This is a genomic window from Campylobacter sp. CFSAN093224, assembly GCF_012897395.1.
In the GTDB taxonomy this organism is placed as follows: Bacteria; Campylobacterota; Campylobacteria; order Campylobacterales; family Campylobacteraceae; genus Campylobacter_D; species Campylobacter_D jejuni.
On sequence record NZ_CP040607.1, the window covers coordinates 119322 to 140871 of the forward strand.

The 21550-nt window shown below is 31.1% G+C and carries 25 protein-coding genes and 1 pseudogene; 19 read left to right on the forward strand and 7 right to left on the reverse strand.

Annotated elements, in window-relative coordinates; genetic code table 11:
• The first annotated feature begins 23 nt into the window (after positions 1-23).
• From pal to FBF11_RS00605, 10 genes and pseudogenes are all read left to right on the forward strand, one after another.
• A complete protein-coding gene (pal, locus tag FBF11_RS00560) occupies positions 24-521 on the forward strand; it encodes a peptidoglycan-associated lipoprotein Pal (RefSeq protein WP_002851617.1) in 498 nt (165 codons plus the stop codon).
• A gap of 3 nt (positions 522-524) precedes the next feature.
• Entirely contained in the window at positions 525-1472 is a 948-nt protein-coding gene (locus FBF11_RS00565; RefSeq protein ID WP_057097008.1) for a tetratricopeptide repeat protein, read from the forward strand.
• Positions 1473-1486: 14 nt separating this feature from the next.
• Complete coding sequence (locus tag FBF11_RS00570; RefSeq protein WP_002851661.1) at positions 1487-2056, forward strand: peptidylprolyl isomerase; 570 nt, start codon at positions 1487-1489, stop codon at positions 2054-2056.
• 47 nt (positions 2057-2103) lie between these two features.
• Positions 2104-2976: an ACP S-malonyltransferase gene (locus FBF11_RS00575; RefSeq protein ID WP_229251105.1), complete on the forward strand. Its 873-nt coding sequence runs from the start codon at positions 2104-2106 to the stop codon at positions 2974-2976.
• Complete coding sequence (gene pfs, locus FBF11_RS00580) at positions 2973-3662, forward strand: aminodeoxyfutalosine nucleosidase (protein ID WP_002859787.1); 690 nt, start codon at positions 2973-2975, stop codon at positions 3660-3662. Before FBF11_RS00575 ends, pfs begins: the two co-directional genes overlap by 4 nt.
• Positions 3659-4420, forward strand: coding sequence for a tRNA 2-thiocytidine(32) synthetase TtcA (locus FBF11_RS00585; RefSeq protein WP_002854431.1), 762 nt, complete (start codon positions 3659-3661; stop codon positions 4418-4420). The genes pfs and FBF11_RS00585 overlap by 4 nt, the downstream gene beginning before the upstream one ends.
• Positions 4417-4938 carry a cysteine hydrolase family protein gene (locus FBF11_RS00590; protein WP_002785057.1) on the forward strand — a complete coding sequence of 174 codons (522 nt, stop codon included), beginning with the start codon at positions 4417-4419 and terminating at the stop codon, positions 4936-4938. Before FBF11_RS00585 ends, FBF11_RS00590 begins: the two co-directional genes overlap by 4 nt.
• Positions 4938-5552, forward strand: coding sequence for a recombination protein RecO (gene recO / locus FBF11_RS00595; protein WP_002854216.1), 615 nt, complete (start codon positions 4938-4940; stop codon positions 5550-5552). Before FBF11_RS00590 ends, recO begins: the two co-directional genes overlap by 1 nt.
• Complete coding sequence (ybeY, locus tag FBF11_RS00600) at positions 5549-5956, forward strand: rRNA maturation RNase YbeY (protein ID WP_002851664.1); 408 nt, start codon at positions 5549-5551, stop codon at positions 5954-5956. Before recO ends, ybeY begins: the two co-directional genes overlap by 4 nt.
• 123 nt (positions 5957-6079) lie before the next feature.
• A pseudogene (locus FBF11_RS00605) lies at positions 6080-6768 on the forward strand (hypothetical protein).
• Between the two features lie 24 nt (positions 6769-6792).
• On the opposite strand, the gene FBF11_RS00610 reads toward FBF11_RS00605, so the two are convergent.
• The 7 genes from FBF11_RS00610 to bamA are packed head-to-tail and all read right to left on the reverse strand — an operon-like array spanning position 6793 to position 13309.
• Positions 6793-7719, reverse strand: a complete 927-nt coding sequence (locus FBF11_RS00610) for a tRNA-dihydrouridine synthase (RefSeq protein WP_002854309.1) — start codon at positions 7717-7719, stop codon at positions 6793-6795.
• Entirely contained in the window at positions 7716-8702 is a 987-nt protein-coding gene (locus tag FBF11_RS00615; RefSeq protein ID WP_002851806.1) for a hypothetical protein, read from the reverse strand. Before FBF11_RS00615 ends, FBF11_RS00610 begins: the two co-directional genes overlap by 4 nt.
• Entirely contained in the window at positions 8692-9054 is a 363-nt protein-coding gene (gene dksA, locus FBF11_RS00620) for a molecular chaperone DnaK suppressor DksA (RefSeq protein ID WP_002851949.1), read from the reverse strand. Before dksA ends, FBF11_RS00615 begins: the two co-directional genes overlap by 11 nt.
• An 11-nt stretch (positions 9055-9065) precedes the next feature.
• Positions 9066-9515 carry a 23S rRNA (pseudouridine(1915)-N(3))-methyltransferase RlmH gene (locus FBF11_RS00625; RefSeq protein WP_002851666.1) on the reverse strand — a complete coding sequence of 150 codons (450 nt, stop codon included), beginning with the start codon at positions 9513-9515 and terminating at the stop codon, positions 9066-9068.
• Between the two features lies 1 nt (position 9516).
• On the reverse strand, positions 9517-10359 hold the full coding sequence (gene accD, locus FBF11_RS00630; protein WP_002851791.1) for an acetyl-CoA carboxylase, carboxyltransferase subunit beta: 843 nt from the start codon (positions 10357-10359) through the stop codon (positions 9517-9519).
• 8 nt (positions 10360-10367) lie between these two features.
• Positions 10368-11090 (reverse strand): inositol monophosphatase family protein, encoded by a 723-nt coding sequence (locus tag FBF11_RS00635; protein WP_002851687.1) that lies wholly within the window; start codon positions 11088-11090, stop codon positions 10368-10370.
• A complete protein-coding gene (gene bamA / locus FBF11_RS00640; protein ID WP_002851708.1) occupies positions 11090-13309 on the reverse strand; it encodes an outer membrane protein assembly factor BamA in 2220 nt (739 codons plus the stop codon). Before bamA ends, FBF11_RS00635 begins: the two co-directional genes overlap by 1 nt.
• Positions 13310-13385: 76 nt before the next feature.
• On the opposite strand from bamA, the gene FBF11_RS00645 reads away from it, so the two are divergent.
• The 9 genes from FBF11_RS00645 (at position 13386) to rimP (ending at position 21532) form a co-directional block, all read left to right on the forward strand.
• A complete protein-coding gene (locus FBF11_RS00645) occupies positions 13386-14213 on the forward strand; it encodes a prephenate dehydrogenase (protein WP_002851653.1) in 828 nt (275 codons plus the stop codon).
• Between the two features lie 79 nt (positions 14214-14292).
• A complete protein-coding gene (locus FBF11_RS00650) occupies positions 14293-15666 on the forward strand; it encodes a M23 family metallopeptidase (protein ID WP_002858680.1) in 1374 nt (457 codons plus the stop codon).
• On the forward strand, positions 15666-16550 hold the full coding sequence (gene lpxC / locus FBF11_RS00655) for a UDP-3-O-acyl-N-acetylglucosamine deacetylase (RefSeq protein WP_002851689.1): 885 nt from the start codon (positions 15666-15668) through the stop codon (positions 16548-16550). The genes FBF11_RS00650 and lpxC overlap by 1 nt, the downstream gene beginning before the upstream one ends.
• Positions 16551-16588: 38 nt before the next feature.
• A complete protein-coding gene (locus FBF11_RS00660; RefSeq protein ID WP_002851789.1) occupies positions 16589-16990 on the forward strand; it encodes a tRNA (adenosine(37)-N6)-threonylcarbamoyltransferase complex dimerization subunit type 1 TsaB in 402 nt (133 codons plus the stop codon).
• 8 nt (positions 16991-16998) lie between these two features.
• Positions 16999-17877 (forward strand): homoserine kinase, encoded by an 879-nt coding sequence (thrB, locus tag FBF11_RS00665; RefSeq protein WP_002851909.1) that lies wholly within the window; start codon positions 16999-17001, stop codon positions 17875-17877.
• Between the two features lie 24 nt (positions 17878-17901).
• Positions 17902-18159 (forward strand): YlxR family protein, encoded by a 258-nt coding sequence (locus FBF11_RS00670; RefSeq protein WP_002859353.1) that lies wholly within the window; start codon positions 17902-17904, stop codon positions 18157-18159.
• Positions 18146-20761 (forward strand): translation initiation factor IF-2, encoded by a 2616-nt coding sequence (gene infB, locus FBF11_RS00675; protein WP_002851655.1) that lies wholly within the window; start codon positions 18146-18148, stop codon positions 20759-20761. Before FBF11_RS00670 ends, infB begins: the two co-directional genes overlap by 14 nt.
• On the forward strand, positions 20758-21120 hold the full coding sequence (gene rbfA, locus FBF11_RS00680; RefSeq protein ID WP_002778650.1) for a 30S ribosome-binding factor RbfA: 363 nt from the start codon (positions 20758-20760) through the stop codon (positions 21118-21120). Before infB ends, rbfA begins: the two co-directional genes overlap by 4 nt.
• A complete protein-coding gene (gene rimP / locus FBF11_RS00685) occupies positions 21110-21532 on the forward strand; it encodes a ribosome maturation factor RimP (protein WP_002851969.1) in 423 nt (140 codons plus the stop codon). Before rbfA ends, rimP begins: the two co-directional genes overlap by 11 nt.
• The last annotated feature ends 18 nt before the right edge of the window (positions 21533-21550 follow it).

Sequence of the window (21550 nt, forward strand, 5' to 3'; positions counted from 1 at the left end):
TTATTAACTTTGAAAGGTCATAAATGAAAAAAATTCTTTTTACTTCAATCGCAGCTCTTGCAGTTGTTATTAGTGGTTGTAGCACAAAAAGCACTAGCGTAAGCGGTGATAGTAGTGTTGATTCAAATCGTGGTTCAGGTGGAAGTGATGGTTGGGATATTGATTCAAAAATTTCTCAACTTAATGATACTTTAAATAAAGTATATTTTGATTTTGATAAATTCAACATTCGTCCTGATATGCAAAATGTTGTAAGCACGAATGCTAATATCTTTAACACTGAAGTAAGCGGTGTAAGTATTACTGTTGAAGGAAACTGCGATGAGTGGGGAACTGATGAATATAACCAAGCTCTAGGTTTAAAAAGAGCAAAAGCTGTAAAAGAAGCTTTAATCGCTAAAGGTGTAAATGCTGATAGAATTGCTGTTAAAAGCTATGGAGAAACAAATCCTGTGTGCACTGAAAAAACTAAAGCTTGCGATGCGCAAAATAGACGTGCTGAATTTAAATTATCAAGATAATTAATGAAAAAAATATTCACAGTAGCTCTTCTTGGAGCTACTTTACTTTATGCAGAAAGCTCAGCTTTTGGTGCAGGAGATATAACAAGCAATTCTTCTTATGGTTTAACTTCAAATGAAAAATTATTTAAAGAAAAGTTAGATAATTTAAATAATGAAAATATACAAACAAATGCTAGAATTAATGAAATTAACGAAAGAATCGAGGGTTTACAAAGCACTTTAGAAGGTATAAATTCTCAATATGCTAAATCAAATTCTAGATTAAGTCAAGTTGAAGAGAATAATCAAAATATTGAAAATAATTTTACTAGTGAAATTCAAAAATTAAAGGCTTATGTTGAAGAAAGTAGAAAAATTCAAGAAACTAATAATAAGCAAGTAAAAAAAGTTTTAGCCGAACTTAGTTCTTTAGTAGATGCTATTAATGCAAATTATGTTTCTAAAAACGAATTAAATGATGTAAATTTAAGCGTTAAAACTATTACACCTAGTGTTGTTGTTTCAACTACAGATTCAAATAGTACCATTGAAAACAATAATACTCAAAATACCCAAGGTGATAAAGCAAAACAAATTGATGAATCTTGGAAAAAGAAAAAAAATAATGAAATTTTAGAATTAGCAATAAAAGATGTTGATAAAAATGCTTTTGAAGATTCCAAAGCAAAATTAAATTTTCTCATAACAAAGCAGTATAAACCTGCAAGAGCAAATTTTTGGTTAGGGGAGATCGAGTATAAACAAAAAAATTATAACAATGCTATTGTTTATTATAAAAAAAGTTCTTCTTTGAGTACAAAAGGAGATTATTTCCCAAAACTTTTATATCATACTGCCATTTCATTGGATAAAACAGGTGATACAAAAACAGCAAATGGTTTTTATAAAGCTTTAAAAACTAATTATCCAAATTCACCCGAAGCAAAAGCTTCACCTAATAGAAAATAAATTAAGGAGATAAAATGGCTATAGAAAAAAATAGTGTAGTTTCAATGTTTTATGAGTTAAAAGATGCAAATACAAATGAAGTTTTAGAATCAAATTTATATTCTCAACCTATTTCTTTTATTTTAGGCAAAGGTCAGATTTTAGAAAGCTTAGAAGAAGAAGTGATGAAGCTTGATTGCCCTAGCAATGCTGATGTGGTAATTAAAAAAGAAAAAGGTTTAGGCGAATACGATGAAAATGCGGTTCAAACTTTACCAAAAGAGCAATTTGCAGGTATTGATTTAAAAGTAGGTATGGAACTTTTTGGCGAAGGTGAAAATGGCGAAACCGTTCGTGTAACTGTAAAAGAAATTGGTGAAAATGATGTGACAATTGACTATAATCACCCTTATGCAGGTCGTGATTTGCTTTTTTCTTTAAATATCGTAGATGCTAGAGCTGCGAGTGAAGATGAAATTCTTACAGGTATTATCGCAGGAAGTCATAGTTGTGGTTGTGGAAGCGGACATGGACACGATCATCATCACGGACATGGACATGGTGGCGGCGGTTGCTGTGGTGGCGGCGGTTGCGGTTGTCATTAATGAATGCTGCGTTTATATTTCCAGGTCAAGGCTCTCAAAGTCTTGGCATGGGAAAAGATTTTTATGAAAACTCTATAAAAGCCAAAGAACTCCTTCAAAACGCAAGTGATTTTTGTAAGATTGATTTTAAACATTTGCTTTTTGAAGAAAACGAAAAACTCAATCAAAGTGAATTTACTCAACCTGCCATCGTTTTAAATTCCTTAATGGCTTATAGTGTTTTACTTGAAAAAAAACCTGATTTAAGTTCGAAATTTGCTTTAGGGCATTCTTTGGGAGAATTTTCAGCCTTAGCTGTCAATGGTGCTTTTGATTTTTTAGAGGCTCTTTCTTTGGTCAATAAAAGAGGGCTTTTCATGCAAGAAGATTGTGCAAAAGTTGAAGCAGGTATGATGGTGGTTTTGGGGCTTGATGATGAAAAGGTTGAAGAGCTTTGTCAAAAAGCACAAAAAGAAAACAAGCAAATTTTCGCTGCAAATTATAACTGCGATGGACAAATCGTTGTAGCAGGTTTAAAACCTGATTTAGCAAGTTATGAAAGTGTATTTAAAGAAGCAGGAGCTAAAAGAGCTATGCTTTTAAATATGAACGTGGCAAGTCATTGTCCTCTTTTGGAAAATGCTTCAGCTAAGCTTTGTGTGGAGCTTGAAAAGGTGTTAAAACCAAATTTTAAAGCCGTAATTTCTAATGCAAATGCCAAAATTTATACAAGCAAAGAAGAAGCCATTGAGCTTTTAAAAGCGCAACTTATCTCTCCTGTGCTTTATAAACAAAGCATTAAGGCATGTGAAAATGAAGTAGATTATTTCATAGAATTTGGCGCAAGTGTGCTTAAGGGTTTGAATAAAAAAATCACTTCAAAAGAAACTTATGCTTTAACAAATATGAATGATATTGATGAATTTTTAAAGGTTGTATGATGAAAATAGCAATTTTAGGAGCCATGAGTGAAGAAATCACTCCTTTACTTGAAACACTTAAAGATTATACGAAAATAGAACACGCTAACAATACTTATTATTTTGCAAAGTATAAAAACCATGAACTTGTTTTAGCGTATTCTAAAATTGGCAAGGTAAATTCTACTCTTAGTGCTAGTGTGATGATAGAAAAATTTGGCGCACAAGCTTTGCTTTTTACAGGAGTTGCAGGTGCTTTTAATCCTGAACTTGAAATTGGCGATTTGCTTTATGCAACAAAATTAGCTCAATACGATCTTGATATTACTGCTTTTGGACATCCTTTGGGTTTTGTTCCAGGTAATGAAATTTTTATCAAAACCGATGAGAAATTAAACAATCTTGCTTTAGAAGTTGCTAAGGAATTAAATATCAAACTGCGTGCAGGTATTATTGCAACGGGTGATGAGTTTATTTGCGATGAAGCAAAAAAAGCAAAAATTAGAGAAATTTTCAATGCGGATGCTTGTGAAATGGAAGGCGCAAGTGTGGCTTTGGTTTGTGATGCTTTAAAGGTGCCTTGTTTTATCTTAAGAGCTATGAGTGATAAAGCAGGGGAAAAGGCTGAATTTGATTTTGATGAGTTTGTGATCAATTCAGCTAAAATTTCAGCCAATTTTGTGCTTAAAATGTGCGAGAAATTATGATAAATCTTAGCAAAAAACTCATACGCCAAGTTGCACAAGCTAATGCTAAATTTGGACTTATTAAAGATGGAGATAGGGTTCTTTTAGGGCTTAGTGGCGGGAAAGATTCTTTGGCTTTAGCCCATCTTTTAAATCGTATGCAAGCTCACGCTCCTTTTAAATTTGAACTTGAAGCGGTAACTTTGAGTTATGGTATGGGCGAGGATTATTCTCATCTTCATGCACATTGTGAAGAACACGGCATTAAACATAGTGTGCTTGATTCAAATATTTATGAAGTTTCAGGCGATACCATAAGAGAAAATTCAAGTTTTTGTAGTTATTTTTCGAGAATGCGTCGTGGAGCTTTATATACTTACGCTCTTGAAAAAGGTTTTAACAAGCTTGCTATAGCCCATCATTTAGATGATGCAGCAGAAAGCTTTTTTATGAATTTTATTCATAATGGAGCTTTAAGAACCTTAGCGCCTATTTATCAAAGCAAACGCGGTATAACTGTGATACGCCCTTTGATTTTTGTGCGAGAAAGACAGCTTAGGGATAATGCTACGCAAAATGAACTTAGCGTGATAGGAAATGAATTTTGTCCTGGTATGAAACTCAGCGAAAAAAATGTAAAATTTCCACACGCTAGAGAAGAAGCTAAACAGCTTTTAGCAAATTTAGAAAAAGATCATCCTAAGTTTTTTACAAGCTTAAAAACTGCTTTTGCAAATTTACACACAGAAAGTTTTTGGCTAGAAAGGACAAAAATATGAAAAAAGCTTTTGTTTTAGTGGATTATCAAAATGATTTTATTGATGGAAGTTTAGGTTTTGATAAGGCTTTAAAAATCAAAGAAAATATTCTTAAAGCCTTAAATCAAATCGATTTTAATAACACGCATTTGCTTTTAACCTATGATACGCATGATGAACATTATCTACAAAGCAAAGAAGGTTTAAATTTACCTGTAAAACATTGCATTAAAGAGAGTTTGGGTTGGCAAATGCCAAAGGAATTTGAACCTTTTTTACAAAAAGCTCATAAAATTTTTTATAAAAATACTTTTGGTAGCTTAGAATTAGCTAATTTCATACAAAAAAGTGATTATGAAGAACTTCATTTTGCAGGGCTTGTTTCTCATATTTGTGTGTTTTGTAATATTATTTTAGCTTTTGGTGCTAAGCCTAATGCAAGGATAATTTTACACCAAAATTTAAGTGCAAGTTTTGATGAAAATTTAGAAAAATCCGCTTTTGATATACTTAGGGCTTATGGTATTGAAATTGTTTAATGCAAGGCTTTATACTTCATACTCAAAAAGTTAAAGATGAGGATTTGATTGTTTATATTTTAAGTCCTAAAATGCTTATTAAGGCTTATCGTTTTTATGGACTTAGACATTCTAGTATTTTAAGCGGCTATAAAATCGACTTTGCTTTAGAAGAAAATCCTAGTTTTTTACCAAGACTTAAAGATGTATTGCATTTGGGATTTTTATGGATTATGCAAAGGGATAAAATGCTTATTTGGCAAGAATTTATCCGTCTTTTATATAGGCACTTAAAAGATGTAGAAGAGCTTGATAGTTTTTATTTTGATTTACTTGATGAGTGTGTGAAAAGGTTTGAAAAACAAAATCCAAAGCGTGTTATTGTTGATGCTTATTTAAAAATTTTGGAATTTGAAGGAAGATTGCATAAAGATTTTTTTTGTTTTGCCTGTGATGAGAAAATTCAAAATTCCATTACATTGCTAAGGGCTTTTTTACCTTCGCATTCTCAATGTACTTTAGGATTTGAGTTTGAAGAGAAAAAACTAAAACAATTTTATAGTAGTAAAAATTGTGCGATTTTTGATGATGAAGAAATAGAAAATTTATATCATTTGATTAAGGAAGGTTTATGATATTAAGTGATGAAAAATGTGATTTTTTAGAATCTATAGCAAGTTTTTTAAGTCCTAAAGATGTGGAGCTTGTCTTTGTGGATAGTAAAGAAATGCAAGAAATTAACTTAGAGCAAAGAAAACAAGATAAAACCACTGATGTACTTTCTTTTCCACTTGAAAATATCGATGAGAGTTTGCCTTTGGGTTCTGTTGTGATCAATGTGGATTTGGCAAAAGAAAAGGCTAAAGAGTTAGGGCATAGCTATGAAGAAGAAATAAGCTTGCTTTTTATCCACGCTATGCTTCATTTGTTAGGTTTTGATCATGAAAATGATAATGGAGAAATGAGAGAAAAAGAGAAAGAACTTATAGAGCATTTTAATTTACCTAAAAGTTTGATTGTAAGGACTTTGGAAGATTAAGTAAGATTTTTTTCAAGGGCTAGAAGACTTGCGCTTTATATTTTAAATATATGAGTAAAAATATTAAAAAAAATCATTTTTGCCGATTTACTTTAGAATAAAATTTATTCCAAGGTGATAAAGATGATAGTATTTCCTCTAAGCTCTTTTAATAGATATTTTGGAAACAATCCTTTGCAAACACTTACCAAAATAAGAGATGAAAGTATTGAAAATGGAAATCCCGAGCTTACAAAAAAACAAAGAGAAGAATTAGGTAATGATTTGATAGATTTGTATAAGATTTCTAAAAAATTCAGCGATAAAATAGAATTAGTCGAGGGTTCAATAGAAGATAAGCTTAGAAACAATGAATTACCAGAATCAGAAGTTAAAAATTTATTTCAATGGATGGATGAAAATGCTAAACACCCTCGTTGGATGCATATTGATGGCGTGAGTTATGATGAAGCTTATGTTAAAATTTTTCACACAAGCAAAAGTATAGATGAATTTAAAGAAAAATATCTTGAGCTTCAAAAAAATATTTTGTTGATTTTAACAATATTGATTCATCGCAGAAAAAACTGCAAGAAACTTCAGAAGAAGACAAAAAAGCTTTCAAACCTATACAAGTAGAAAGTAAAAGCGAAACCTACAAAGATGATAATACAAGAAATGAGCTTTTAAGAAAACTACTAGAAACTAAATTTGGCACAAGCGATGAGCTAGAAATTCTTTTTGGTATGAATTTTAGCAATGATAATGCAGGGGAATTTAATAAAATTCTTTCTCAAAACACTTCAGCAAAAATTATAGATATTAAGGCTTAAGATTTTTTAAATTATAAAAATCAATCAAGTTAAACTAAAAAATTCTTCTATTTTTTTTCGCATTTCTTCGACATTGTCGATACGATTAACGGTATCTCTAAAGGCTGAAGCGTCTTTATGCCCTTTAGAATACTCGTGTAAATGCTTGCGAAATATACTTACGCCTTGATCTTTGTAGTGTTTTATCATTTCATCAAAATGAGTGAGTATGATTTCTTTTTTGAGTTTTTCATCTACACTTTTACCGCTTTTGATTTCATAAAATATCCAAGGATTTCCTACGCTTGCACGCCCTATCATGAGTCCATCACATTTTGTGATTTTATAAACTTCTTTAGCGTTTTGTGCGTTAATATCGCCATTTGCAATCACAGGAATTTTCACGCTCGCTTTAGCATTGGCAATGGATTCATAATCGGTTTTTCCGCTATAAAGCTGTTTTCTTGTGCGTCCATGAATACTTACAAAATCCACCCCCAAGCTTTCGCAAATTTTAGCCATTTTTTCAGGATATTTTTCATTAAATCCTAGTCGAAATTTCACACTTGTAAGGCTTTTTTTATTGTTTTCTTTAATCACTCCTACAAGATTTTTAAAAAGCTCTAAATTTTCTAGCAAAGCACTGCCAGCACATTGTTTAACAACTTTATTTACAGGGCAACCGCAATTAAAATCGATCCCATCTACAAAATCCATTTCATTTAGCATTTGCACTGCTTTTTTTAGCACTTCTTTATCTCCACCTGCAATTTGGACTATATAGGGATTTTCTAATTCAGCTCTTTCTAGCATATGTAAAGTTTTAGAACTTTCATAAACTAAGGCATTAGAACTTATCATTTCACTTATGGTAATATCAGCACCAAATTTTTTTACTACATTACGAAAAGGCAGATCTGAAAAACCTGCCATAGGGGCTAAAAACAGGGGTTTTTTGCTAAAATCTATCATTGTATGAGTTGATTTAGATCGATTTTGATATTTTTTTCACGCAAGGCTAAAAAGGCTTTAAAATCATTAAATTTTTTATCATCATTGTGAATTTGTTCTCTTAACTCATCTAAAAGTCCAAATTCAGCCAAAAGATATAAATATGCTCTTAAAGCTTCGCTTTTTTCATTTTTAATTTTGTTAAAAATTCCTAAAATAGCATCAGGATTTAAAAGTTTAGTACTTAGTTTTGCTGCGTTAAGATAGTCTTTTTCGCTTAATATGTTGTGTGAAAGTAAAACTTCATATTCTGCTACACTAAGTTCTAAATTTCCTTCTTTGAAACGCTTGATAAGTGTGAGAACTTCAGAAGGCTTTTTAGGGATTTTTACATTTTTAATTTGCTCATAACTAGCTTTTTCTATAAGAGTGTTAAAAGCAATTTCTTCAAATTCATCTTTGATTTCATTAAGGTTTTTAAGTTTGTTATAGGCATAATTTGCATCATTTTTGAGATGATTTTTTTCATTTTGCAAATATAAAACATTGTTATTTTCGAGTTTAAATTTGCTAAGGTTAAAAAATTCGTTTTTATTTAAACCATCAATAAGATCTAAAATTTCATTGATTTTATTTGAGTGTGGAATTTTTTCATGTGTTTTTATGGTTTTAAAAAGTTGTGCTACAGATCTAAATTCTTTTGTTTGAAAAGTGGTTTTAAGATCTTTTTCAAGGAGTAAATCTTGAGTATAAGCTTCAAATTTAGCTGCATCTTTAAAAAAATGCTTAAATTTTAAATAACGCAAAAATCCATAAAATGCTATGTGTAAAACGGCTAAAATCATATAAATAAATAAAGGAATAACAAGCCATATCATAATAGGTAGTTCAAAGGTATAAGTGCTGATATTTAGAGTATAGCTTCCTAGTTCTAGATGCCAAGCAAAGGCAAAAATAAGTGCTATATAAATAAAACTTGCAAGTAAGAAGAGTTTAATTTTCATGTTTTTTTCCTTGTTCTGCAATTTGACGGCAAGTGATACAATATCTTGCGTGAGGTTTGACTTTTAGTCTTTGAGAGTCGATTTCATCATCGCAAGATTCGCAAATTCCATAAGTGCCGTTTTTGATTTTATCTAAAGAATCTTCGATTTCTATAAGTTCTTCTTTGAGATTGGTGCTGATAGCAAAGTCAATTTGAGAGCCTGTTTCTATGACAGAAAAATCTACACTATCGCTTGGGACGCTATTGTGAAGAGCTTCGATTTCATTTGAATTGCTTTGCAAATTTTCTAAGATGGCTTTTTTTCTTTCTTCTAAAATATTTTTGAAATTTTGTATTTCATTTTTTTTCATTTTAAAACTTTCTATTTGTGATAAGGGTGATTGTTGTTGATGCAAAATGCACGATAAATTTGTTCTAAAAGTAAGGTTTTAACAAATTGATGTGCTAAAGTAAGTTTGCTTAATGATAGTCTAAAATCCAAACTTTGATTAAATTCTTCTCTTAAACCATAAGCACCTCCTATAAAAAAACTTAATTCATTTTTATCTTGGATGAGTTTTGCAAATTCTATACTTGTAAGATCTTTCCCTTTTTCATCAAGAGCGATACAATAGCCTTTTTTATAAGGCATAAAAGCTTCTTCATAGCTTTTTTTTGCTTCTATGGCATTTAAATTTTGAGCTAAGGCTATTTTTTTATTAAAAACATTTATTTCTTTTAAAGTGGCGTATTTGGAGATGAGTTTAGAGTATTTCTCACTACAAGTTTTAAATTCATCACTTTTTTGAATACAAAAGATATTAACTTGCAAATTATTTTCCACTAAAAAATTTTAGTACATCGCTAAGATATTGTTTTTGTTCTCCTCTTTCAACTATGGCATCTATAAGTCCATGTTCTAACAAGAACTCTGCTTTTTGAAAACCTTCAGGTAAATCTGCTCCTATAGTTTGTTTAATAACTCTTGCGCCAGCAAAACCTACTAAAGCTTCAGGTTCAGCGATGATTAAATCTCCAAGCCAAGCAAAAGAAGCACTTACTCCACCCATAGTAGGATCGGTTAAAATGCTAATATAAGGAAGTTTTTCTTTGCTAAGAAGTTTAAGTGCAGCACTAGTTTTGCTCATTTGCATCAAAGAATAAGTACTTTCTTGCATTCTAGCTCCACCGCTTGCACTTACGATGACAAGAGAAGTTTTGCTTGTGATAGCTCTTTGTATAGCTCTAACAATTTTTTCTCCTTCAACAGAACCTAAAGATCCGCCCATAAAAGAAAAATCAAATACAACAAGTTGGGTTTTTAAACCATTGATTTCACATTCTCCACTGATGACAGAACTTTTTCTACCTGTTTTACTTTCACCTTCGCTAAGGCGTTTTTTATAGGATTTGCTATCAACAAATTTTAAAGGATCTATAGCTTCTAAATTTGCATCATACTCAATAAAACTGCCTTCATCGCTTAAAAGTTTAATACGTTCATCAGCTGAAATTCTCATGTGATAATTGCATTTAGGACAAACATTAAAACAAGATTCTATTTCTTTATAATACATCAAAGCATGACAACTTTGGCACTTTACCCAGTGATTTGGCGCTTCTTTAACGCTAGGTTGTTGTCTTCTTATTTTTGAAAAAATATCTGCAAAATTCATATATTCACCTAATTATTTTTTAAAAATTCTAAGATTATATCAAAAATTTTTTTGTCTTGGCTTAGGAGAAGGAAATTTTCATTTTTTTCTATATATAAATTTTGATGAATTGCTAAAGCAGCTGCTGTATCAAAAATTCGTGTTTTTCCAAGAATTAATACAAAACTAAAATACGAAGCATAAGCAAGACTTAAGGCTGTTGCACCCAAAGAGCGAAATTTTAATTGATTTTTTGTTAAAAAATCGAGAAGTTCTGGATAAAGTGAAATTTTTTCAACTATACCTATTTTAGAAAATAGATTAGGTGTTAAGGGTGAGTATTTTGGATCGGAAAGATTGGATTTAAAAGCTTGTTTGTTATTAAAAGCAAAAATTTCTTGACTGACAAGATTGCAAACAAAAGCACTTTTTGCCTGATCTTTTTCCATAAGAGCTATAGAAGTTCCATAAAATGGTATTTTAGAAACAAAATTTGAACTTCCATCCAAAGGATCAAGAATCATTTGTTTTGGGCTAGCTTTTCCGATCAATCCGCTTTCTTCAGAAAAAATTTGTCCAAAACAACTAAGATATTTTATGAAAATTTGTTCACATTTTAAGTCAAGCTCATAGCCTTGATTTTTATCATAGCCTAATTTAGAGCAAAGTTTAAGATCATTTTGTGGGATATTGTTTAGATACTTGCGTATTTGCAAATTTGCATTCAAGCAAGCATCTAAAAATTCTTTCATTAAAAGCGTGTTCCAAGATTAAATTCAAAACTATTAGTATCATCACCTTTTTTATCATTAAGAGGTTTGGCAAATACAAGTTGTAAAGGTCCAATAGGTGTAATCCATTCAATGCCTATACCTGTACTCATTCTTTTTATTTCATCTAAATTTTTACGCCCTATCATACCATAATCAAAAAACACGCTACCACGAAGTTTGATTCTATCAATCAAAGGAAAACTAAGTTCTACGGAATTGGCAAAAGCTATGGTTCCGCCTATTTCATCTCCCCATTGATTTTTAGGACTTACTGTTCTGCTTTCAAAACCGCGTATCGATCTAATACCACCTAAATAAATTCTTTGGTTAATTGGTAAATAACCTTCATCCCATACTTTATAAAAACTCGCTTTATAGCGATAAATAAGATCATATCCTATATAGTCTTGCAAACCTTGATAAAAGTTAAATTTAGAGCTTGATGAAATAAATTCTTGATCTCCGCCAAGTCCAGCGTATTCTAAACTAGTTGAAGCAATAATACCTGATCGTGGCAGATAATAATCATCTGTATCGTTAAAGGTGATTGCTGGAGTTATAGAGCTTTTAATACTTTTGCCAAGTTCATATCCTGTTCTTAAAAGAGTTGGACTTAAGTGATATATATCGCTTTGTTCAAGATTATAAGTTAAGCTTACATTATAGTATCTTGCAAATTGGCGTCCAATTGTTATATCAAAGCCGTAATTTTTTTCTGAATAATTATCCCATTCATAGTCATTTGAATAAAGTGTTCCACCCAGACTATATTGACTATCAAGAACGCGTGGATTTACGAGACTAATCCTTCCCGATAAAGTATCATCGCTTTTATCTACGCTTACAGAGCTTTTTATTCCTGAACCAAAGATATTTGTATCCGATAAAGAAGCGTTAAGCAAAATACCATCGCTTGATCCATAGCCAATGCCTCCAGAAATAGCTCCTGTAGAAGCTTCTTTAACATCAACAATCAAATCAATATGTGTATCATCAACTTTTTCTTCTTTGATATTTACATCGTCAAAATAAGAAGTTCTTTTTAAAGCATTTTTTGACTCGCTTAAGTCTGTTCTATTGTATAAATTACCTTCTGTTATATATAATTCTCGGCGTATGACGCGATCTACGGTGCGTGAATTTCCTGAAATAATAACATTTCTTATATAAACTTTATCGTGAGGGATTACTTTAAATACAACGGTGGCTTCTTGAGTTTGATCATTTTTTTGAATATCAGGATAGACTTCTACAAACGCATAACCCAAATCAGCACTTTGTGTTTCTATGGTTTTAACATCTTTTCTAATGTCTTCGATATTGATAGTTTTGCCAGCGCTTGATCTTAAATCTTTTACGGTTTGTGCATTTTGCTTATCATCAAATAAAGGATTTTCTATGCTTATACTTTTAATTTTATAAGGCTTTCCTTCTTTGATAAAATAAGTCAAATTTGCTTGATAAGTATCTGTGTAGGTTTTAAGATAAGGGGAGGATACTTGAACATCTAAATATCCTTTTTTCATATATTCATCAGCAATTCTTGAACTATCGTTACTAAGTTCAAAAACTTTTAATTTTCCATCATTGCGTCCCCACATCCATCCCATAAATTCTTTTTCTTTGTTAACAACAGCAGGTTCTATATCAGAATATGAAAATTTCTTTGCTCCACTTAAATGAACATTATCAATAATGATATTTTCACCACGATTTACTATAAATTCAAGCTCTAGTCCATCAGTATTTTCTAAAGTCTTTTTTTTGTATTCTACAATAGTATCAAAATAACTTTTTGCTTCATAATAAGCTTTAATGCGTTCAATAGCTTCTTTTATATTTCCTTCATCAAGTAGTGTACCTCTTTTAATCCCTAAAATACTTTCAACTTGTTTTCTATCATTTGAAGCTATACCTGTGATAGTAACCTTTGCTATAGTTGGTTTTTCAGTAACTATAATTTCCAAAATTCCATTGTTGTTTTCTACTGCAATATTTTCGAAATAATTTTGTTTATAAAGATTAAGAATAGCAGTGTTGATTTTTGCAGGATTTATTTCCTCGCCTATTTTAAGCCCCGCGATATTTATAGCGCTTGTGTTCGATAAATGATTTAATCCGATAAATTTAATATCTTTAATGGTTGCTGCATTGGCCATAGCAACTAAAGCACAAATACTAATAAGATGTTTTTTCATTGATTTTTTACCTAAAGCTTTATTAAAAGCTGTATAATAGCAAAAAAAATTTAACAAAAAAACTAAGGTAGAAAGTATGAAAATAGCAATTATAGGGCTTGGGCTTATGGGTGGATCTTTAGGGCTTTGTTTGAAAGAAAATAAGCTTATTTCTTGTGTTTATGGTATGGATTTAAGCAAAGAAAATGAAAAAGATGCCCTGCAATTAGGTCTTATTCATGAGCTTATAGAATTTAAAGATTTAGCTTTATGTGATATGATTTTTGTCGCAACTCCTGTTGATGCTATTATAGAAATTTTGCAAAAGTTAGTTGATTTGCCTTCTAATGTAACAATTATAGAGCTTGGAAGTACAAAAAGAAAAATTATAGAAAGTTTGCCTAAGAATTTAATCAAACAAACTCTTTTTGCTCATCCTATGACAGGAACTGAAAATTCAGGTCCAAAAGCAGCTTTTAAAGAGCTTTATAAAGATGCAGTTTGTGTTCTTTGTGATAGTGAAATAGCTGATGATTTACATCAAAAAAGAGCGGTAGAAATTTTTTCTCATTTAGGGATGAAAATTGTTTTTATGGATAGTAAAGCCCATGATCATCATGCTGCTATTATTTCTCATTTGCCTCATGTTATAAGTTTTTCTTTGGCAAATTTTGTAATGAAGGAAGAAGATAAAAGAAATATTGTTCATTTAGCCGGAGGATCTTTTAAAGGTATGAGCAGAATTGCCAAATCATCGCCACAAATGTGGGAAAGTATTTTTTTACAAAATAAAGATAACTTATTAAGTTCTATTGATTTTTTTCAACAAGAATTAGAGAGATGTAAACAAATGATACAATTAGACAAAAACGATGAATTAAGAGAATGGATGAAACAGGCTAATACCCTAAGAGAAATTTTATAAATTTGCTAGATATTTACTGAAAATATAATAGAATTTATATTAAAAGCAACAAAAACATTGAAAATTTTTAAGGAAGGTTATGGCAAAAAGAAAAGGCAAAACTTATTTATCTGTTTTAATTTTAGTTTTAATAGCAATTTTGATTTTTTTTATTTCAAGATTAAGTATTTTTGAAAAAAATCCTCCTCAAATTTTAATGCCAGATGTTGTATATACTGATCTTAAAAAACCTATTTTAGTGCATATTAAAGATGATGAAAGTTCTATCAAAAACGTACAAATTATATTGCATAAAGACGACAATACTAGTGCAATGGTTATAGCAGATGAAAAGATTTCTAATTTAAAAGATATTACCTTACAAGTTGCTTTGCCAAAATTTGGTTACAAAGAAAATGTAAAATCTTTTGTTTTGGAGGTGATAGCTAAAGATTCTAGTTTTTGGAATTTTTTTAGTGGCAATGAAGCAAGAAAACAAATTGCGGTATTAGTAGATAATACGGCTCCAAAAATCAATATCATAAGCAATTCTTACCAAATCGAGCAAGGTGGTGCTGGGGCAGTTGTTTTTAAGGCTGATGATGCTAATTTAGATAAGGTGTATATAGAAACAAATAAAGGTAAAATCTTTAAAGCCACACCTTATGTAAAAGAAGGATATTATGCGGCTTTGATTGCTTGGGATGCAAGAGATGAGGAATTTCGTGCATTTGTTATCGCTACGGATAAAGCGGGCAATATTTCAAAAGAACGTATAAGGTATTATTTTGTTAATCGTAAATATCGTGTTTCAAATATCAATCTAACGGATAAATTTTTAGATGGAAAGATTGAGAATTTAGCAAATCAGTACGCTCCAAAAGATAATAATCTCAATCGTTATGAAAAATTTAAGTTTGTCAATGAAACTTTAAGAAATAGCAATGAAAAACTTATCCATGAAATCACTTCAAAAGTACCTGAGGAAAAAATTGATAATTTTGATTTGAATTTATTTTTACCTCTTAAAAATGGTATGAAAGTAGCGGATTTTGCTGATCATAGGTATTATTCTTATAATGGGCAATTTGTGAGTGATTCTTATCATATGGGGCTTGATCTAGCAAGCGTAGCACAAGCTCCTATCATAAGTAATAACGCAGGCAAGGTTGTTTTTGCTGCTGAAAATGGAATTTATGGTTTAAATTTAATTGTTTATCATGGTTTTGGAGTATATAGTCTTTATGGGCACTGTTCTTCTAAAAATGTTGATTTAGATGAAATGATTAATAAACAAAGCATTATAGGCAAAACAGGAACAAGTGGTTTAGCCTTAGGCGATCATTTGCATTTTGGAGTTTTGGTTCAAGGGGTTGAAACGCGTCCTGAACAATGGCAAGATAAAAAATGGATAGAAAATAATATTTACAATGTTTTAAATGATGGTAAAAAGATAATTTTAGGAAAAAATTAATGAAACAATTAACTTTAGCAAAAACTGTCAAAGGCGTAGGTATAGGACTTCATAAGGGTGAACCCATAGAAATTACTTTAGAGCCTTTAGAAGCAAATAGTGGTATAGTATTTTTTAGAAGTGATCTTAATGCAAGCTATAAGGCAAGTCCTGAAAATGTGATCAATACTCAAATGGCAACTGTTTTAGGAGATGAAAGAGGGTTTATTTCTACAATAGAGCATTTAATGAGTGCGATTAATGCTTATGGAATCGATAATGTACGCATAGTTTTAAATGCAAATGAAGCTCCTGTTATGGATGGATCAAGTATTAGTTTTTGTATGATGCTTGATGAAGCAGGGGTAAAAGAACTTGATGCGCCTAAAAAAATTATGGTAATTAAAAAGCCTATAGAAGTAAGAGATGGTAATAAATTTGTGCGTTTAACTCCTACTAAAGAACCCCGTATTAATTACACAATTAAATTTGACAATGCTGTTATAGGTGAACAAAGTTACAATTTTGAATTCAGCAAAAAAAATTATATAGAAAACATAGCAAGAGCTAGAACTTTTGGTTTTTTAAAAGATGTTCAAGCTCTTAGGAGTATGAATTTAGCACTAGGTGGAAGTTTAGAAAATACTATAGTGGTAGATGAAAATCGTATTTTAAATCCTGAAGGTTTGCGTTTCAAAGATGAGTTTGTAAGACATAAAATTTTAGATGCAATTGGAGATTTAACCTTACTTGGATATCGTGTTTTTGGGGATTATACTTCATATGCTGGGAGCCATCATTTAAATCATTTACTTACTAAAGAAGTTTTAAAAGATAAAGATGCTTATGAAATTGTAAGCCTTGAAAAAACAACCCAAAAAGCTTATGAAAAGGTATTTGCATAAAAACTTCTCTTTTACTTAATACTTTATCTAAGCCTTTAATGATCGGAATTTATCAAGATGATAAACTTATAAAAACTTATAAAAGTGAAGAAAAAGCAAGCGAATTTTTACCAAAAATTTTAGATGAATTGCTTAAAGAGTATGATTTTACAAGTTTAATCTATGCTAATGGTCCAGGTTCTTATATGGGGATTAAAATTTCTTATGTAAGTTTGAGTACTTTAAGTATAGTAAAAAATATTCCTTTATTTGCGGTGAGTGCTTTTGAATTAAATGGCTATAAACCCATAAGTGCAAATAAAAATTTTTGTTTTGTATATAAGGAAGGTGAAATTTGTTTAGAGCAAAATATCCCAGCAGAGTTTTTTTTACCAAAAAATTTACAAGAGCTTAAACTAAATAATGATAATCTTCCCTTTTATTTTTTAGATGCAATTTAGGATGAAATTTGAAAATTTTAGTTCCAGCTACGAGTGCGAATTTAGGGCCAGGTTTTGATTGTTTAGGACTTAGTTTAAAGCTTTTTAATGAAACTCAAATCCAAAAATCAGGTGTTTTTAGCATTAGTATTGGAGGCGAGGGAAGTGATAATATTTTTCTTAAAAAAAACAATATATTTGTAAATATTTTTTATGAAATTTATGAAAAACTAAGCGGAAAAAAAGATAATTTTCGTTTTATTTTTCAAAATAACATTCCTCTTTCAAGAGGATTAGGAAGCTCTTCAGCTGTGATTGTTGGAGCTATTGCCAGTGCTTATTATATGAGTGGATTTAAGGTAGAAAAAGAACGTATTTTAGATGAAGCTTTAATTTATGAAAACCATCCAGATAATATCGCTCCAGCTACTCTTGGTGGTTTTGTGTGTTCTTTGGTTGAAAAAAATAAAGTTTATAGTATCAAAAAAGAGATTGATAAAGATTTAGCTGCTGTGGTTGTGATCCCAAATTTGGCAATGAGCACGGAACAATCACGCCAAGCTTTGGCCAAAAATTTAAGTTTTAATGATGCGGTTTTCAACCTTTCTCATGCTTCATTTTTAACCGCTTGTTTTTTGGAGAAAAAATATGAATTTTTAAAATTTGCAAGTCAAGATAAGCTCCATGAAATCAATCGTATGAAAAACTTACCCGAGCTTTTTGAAGTGCAAAAATTTGCCTTAGAAAATAAAGCTTTAATGAGCACACTTTCAGGTTCGGGATCGAGCTTTTTTTCTTTAGCTTTTAAAGATGACGCTTTAGCTTTGGCAAAGAAAATACAAACAAAATTTAAAGATTTTCGTGTGCAATATTTAGAATTTGATGATAATGGCTTTGAAATTTGCTAAAAAATATAAAAAAAAGATATAATTTTGAAAAAACATATACCAATTAGAATGTGCATAGTGTGTAAAAACCGCTTTGAGCAAAATATGTTATTTAGATTTAAAGTTGTTTTAGGAGATATTGTGCCTAAAGCAGAACATGGAAGAAGCGGATATTTATGTCAAAATTGTATTGAGAGAGAAGATAAAGTCTTACAAAAAGCATTTTCTAAAATATGTAAAAATTTAAATACTAAAATTACTCAGCAAGGACTTAAGGAGATATTTTTAAATGGCAAAGATTAGAATTCATGAAATCGCAAAAGAATTAGGTTATGATAGTAAGGAAATTATTGAAAAGGCAAATGAATTAGGACTTGGAATTAAAACAGCATCAAATGCTGTAGAACCTGAGATTGCGGCAGCTATTTATGAGTATATACAAACAAGAGAAATTCCAGAAGCTTTTAAGAAAAATATCAAAACTCCTACGGCAAAAAAGCCTAAAAAAGAAAATATAAAAGAACAAGAAAAGCTAAATGAATCTGAAAAAAAAGAACCTAAAAAAGAAGAAAAGCTTAAACAAGAAGTTAAAAAAGAAGAATTAAAAATTGAAAAAGAAAATGCAAAAGAGGAAGAAAAACAAGAAATTATTGATGCTCATAAGCCACAAAGCCTTGCTAGTGCAACTTTAGCCAAAAGACGCGGACTTGTTATTGTTAAAAAGAAAAAAGACGAAGAAGAAATTCAAGTTAAAAAAGAAGAAGTAAAAAATTCAAATGATATATCTATCAATAATGAAGAGCGCTTAAGTTTAAAAACTATGTTTTCAAATGCTGATGAGAGTTTAAAGAAAAAGAAAAAAGAAAAAAAATCTTTTGTTGCGAGTAAAAAAGAAAGTACCGAAAAAATGAATTTTTTAGATGAACATGATTTTGGTGATATTTCTTTAGATGATGAAGATGAGGTAGTATTACCTGATTTTAGTGTAAAAGAACAAGAAAAACCACAAAATATCAATAAAAAACAACCTAATTTTATAAGACAAGCTGTTGGAAATTCTGCGGGTTTTGGGCTTGAAGGTGGAATTCAAAGAAGAAGTCGTAAAAAACCATCTAAAAAGATTGAAAAAAAGGAAGTAGAAGAAGTAGGTAGCGTTGCTATTTCTAAAGAAATTCGTGTGTATGAATTCGCTGATAAGATAGGAAAAAGCACTAGTGAAGTGATTTCAAAACTTTTCATGCTTGGAATGATGACAACAAAAAATGATTTCTTAGATGAAGATGCGATTGAAATTTTGGCTGCTGAATTTGGTATAGAGATCAATATCATTAACGAGGCTGATGAGTTTGATTATGTAAAAGACTATGAAGAAGAGACTGATGAAAAAGATTTAGTGACTAGAGCACCTGTGATTACCATCATGGGGCATGTTGATCATGGTAAAACTTCTTTGTTAGATTATATTAGAAAATCACGCGTTGCAAGTGGTGAAGCAGGGGGTATTACTCAGCACGTGGGTGCTTATATGGTAGAAAAAAATGGACGTAAAATTACTTTTATTGATACTCCAGGTCACGAAGCTTTTACTGCTATGCGTGCAAGGGGTGCAAGTATCACTGATATTGTAATCATCGTTGTAGCCGCAGATGATGGGGTAAAACCACAAACTAAAGAAGCGATAAATCATGCTAAAGCAGCAGGTGTGCCTATTATTATTGCTATTAATAAAATGGATAAAGAAGCAGCAAATCCCGATATGGTAAAAACTCAACTCGCAGAAATGGAAATCATGCCAGTAGAATGGGGCGGATCTTATGAATTTGTAGGGGTTTCGGCTAAAACAGGAATGGGGATTGAAGATTTGCTTGAAATCGTGCTTTTACAAGCTGATATTTTAGAACTTAAAGCCAATCCAAAAAGTTTTGCTAAAGCAAGCATTATAGAAAGTTCTGTGCAAAAAGGGCGTGGTGCGGTGGCTACTATCATCGTGCAAAATGGAACACTTACTGTAGGAAGTACCGTGGTTGCAGGCGAGGCTTATGGAAAAGTGCGTGCGATGAGCGATGATCAAGGTAAAGCCTTAAAAGAAATTAAACCAGGCGAATGTGGGGTTATCGTAGGGCTTAGTGAAGTAGCAGATGCAGGTGAAATTTTAATCGCAGTAAAAACCGATAAAGAAGCAAGAGAATATGCTAATAAACGCCACGAATACAATCGCCAAAAAGAACTTAGCAAATCCACTAAAGTTAGCATTGATGAGCTTGGAGCTAAGATCAAAGAAGGTAATCTAAAAGCCTTGCCTGTTATTTTAAAAGCTGATGTGCAAGGATCTTTAGAAGCCTTAAAGGCAAGTTTAGAAAAACTTAGAAATGATGAGATTAAAGTGAATATCATTCATAGTGGAGTAGGAGGAATCACGCAAAGTGATATAGAGCTTGCAAGTGCGAGTGAAAACTCTATAGTACTAGGTTTTAACATACGCCCAACAGGGGAAGTTAAAGAGCGTTCTAAAGATAAAGGCGTAGAAATTAAAACTTATAATGTGATTTATAATCTTTTAGATGATGTAAAAGCCTTGCTTGGTGGTATGATGAGTCCGATTATTTCTGAAGAGCAATTAGGACAAGCAGAGATTAGACAAGTGATCAATGTGCCAAAAATCGGACAAATTGCAGGTTGTATGGTAACCGAAGGGGTGATTAACCGTGGGGCTAAAATTCGCCTTATCCGTGATGGAGTTGTGGTTTATGAGGGAAATGTAAGCTCACTTAAACGCTTTAAAGATGATGCTAAAGAAGTGGCAAAAGGCTATGAATGTGGCGTAGGTATAGAAGGGTGCGATGATATGAGAGTGGGTGATTATATAGAAAGCTATAAAGAAGTAGAGGAACAAGCAAGTCTATGAACCCAAGTGAGATTAAAAAACTACGCACTGAAAGTATCTTAAAAGAGCTGATCCCTGAAGCTTTAGCAAATTTAGATGATGAAAATTTGAAAAATTTGTGTGTAGTGGATGTAGAGTGTAAAAAAGGCAGATACGATGCTTTTGTGTATCTTGATAAAATGTTTTTTAATGTTCATGAGCAAGAAAAAATTTTATCTTCTTTAAAAAAGGCAAGTAGAGCTTTGCAAAATTATTGCATGAGCGAGCAGGGCTGGTATAGGTGTCCGAATTTTCATTTTAAATTTGATGATAGGCTTGAGTATCAAAACCATATGGACGCACTTTTTGAAAAAATAAAAAAGGATAAAAATGAATCTTGAAGCCCTTTGCAAAGAAGCAGAACTTAGCTTTTATGATGATGAGCTAGTAAGTGAAAATGGTAAAAAAATTTATAGAATTTATGTGCAAAAAGAAGGCGGGGTAAATCTTGATGATTGTGCAAAGCTTAGTGAAATTTTATCGCCTATTTTTGATGTAGAACCACCTGTAAATGGGGAGTATTTTTTAGAAGTATCTTCACCAGGACTTGAAAGAAAACTGAGTAAGATAGAACATTTTGCAAAAAGTATAGGTGAACTTGCGAAGATCACAACCAATGAAAAAGAAAAAATCGAAGCAAAAATCATTGCTGTAGATGATGAAAATATCACTTTAGAAAATTTAGAAAATAAAGAAAAAACTACTATAAATTTTAATGATATAAAAAAAGCTAGAACCTTCATACAATGGTAAAAATTTAGATTTTTTTTA

Coding starts and splice junctions, on each gene's coding strand:
- rimP (WP_002851969.1), top strand. CDS start 21,110: ATGAATCTTGAAGCCCTTTGCAAAGAAGCAGAACTTAGCTTTTATGAT.
- ybeY (WP_002851664.1), top strand. CDS start 5,549: ATGATATTAAGTGATGAAAAATGTGATTTTTTAGAATCTATAGCAAGT.
- FBF11_RS00645 (WP_002851653.1), top strand. CDS start 13,386: ATGAAAATAGCAATTATAGGGCTTGGGCTTATGGGTGGATCTTTAGGG.
- rbfA (WP_002778650.1), top strand. CDS start 20,758: ATGAACCCAAGTGAGATTAAAAAACTACGCACTGAAAGTATCTTAAAA.
- FBF11_RS00570 (WP_002851661.1), top strand. CDS start 1,487: ATGGCTATAGAAAAAAATAGTGTAGTTTCAATGTTTTATGAGTTAAAA.
- FBF11_RS00635 (WP_002851687.1), bottom strand. CDS start 11,090: ATGAAAGAATTTTTAGATGCTTGCTTGAATGCAAATTTGCAAATACGC.
- FBF11_RS00590 (WP_002785057.1), top strand. CDS start 4,417: ATGAAAAAAGCTTTTGTTTTAGTGGATTATCAAAATGATTTTATTGAT.
- FBF11_RS00610 (WP_002854309.1), bottom strand. CDS start 7,719: ATGATAGATTTTAGCAAAAAACCCCTGTTTTTAGCCCCTATGGCAGGT.
- pfs (WP_002859787.1), top strand. CDS start 2,973: ATGATGAAAATAGCAATTTTAGGAGCCATGAGTGAAGAAATCACTCCT.
- recO (WP_002854216.1), top strand. CDS start 4,938: ATGCAAGGCTTTATACTTCATACTCAAAAAGTTAAAGATGAGGATTTG.
- infB (WP_002851655.1), top strand. CDS start 18,146: ATGGCAAAGATTAGAATTCATGAAATCGCAAAAGAATTAGGTTATGAT.
- FBF11_RS00660 (WP_002851789.1), top strand. CDS start 16,589: ATGATCGGAATTTATCAAGATGATAAACTTATAAAAACTTATAAAAGT.
- FBF11_RS00615 (WP_002851806.1), bottom strand. CDS start 8,702: ATGAAAATTAAACTCTTCTTACTTGCAAGTTTTATTTATATAGCACTT.
- lpxC (WP_002851689.1), top strand. CDS start 15,666: ATGAAACAATTAACTTTAGCAAAAACTGTCAAAGGCGTAGGTATAGGA.
- accD (WP_002851791.1), bottom strand. CDS start 10,359: ATGAATTTTGCAGATATTTTTTCAAAAATAAGAAGACAACAACCTAGC.
- FBF11_RS00575 (WP_229251105.1), top strand. CDS start 2,104: ATGGGAAAAGATTTTTATGAAAACTCTATAAAAGCCAAAGAACTCCTT.
- dksA (WP_002851949.1), bottom strand. CDS start 9,054: ATGAAAAAAAATGAAATACAAAATTTCAAAAATATTTTAGAAGAAAGA.
- FBF11_RS00585 (WP_002854431.1), top strand. CDS start 3,659: ATGATAAATCTTAGCAAAAAACTCATACGCCAAGTTGCACAAGCTAAT.
- FBF11_RS00565 (WP_057097008.1), top strand. CDS start 525: ATGAAAAAAATATTCACAGTAGCTCTTCTTGGAGCTACTTTACTTTAT.
- bamA (WP_002851708.1), bottom strand. CDS start 13,309: ATGAAAAAACATCTTATTAGTATTTGTGCTTTAGTTGCTATGGCCAAT.
- FBF11_RS00650 (WP_002858680.1), top strand. CDS start 14,293: ATGGCAAAAAGAAAAGGCAAAACTTATTTATCTGTTTTAATTTTAGTT.
- pal (WP_002851617.1), top strand. CDS start 24: ATGAAAAAAATTCTTTTTACTTCAATCGCAGCTCTTGCAGTTGTTATT.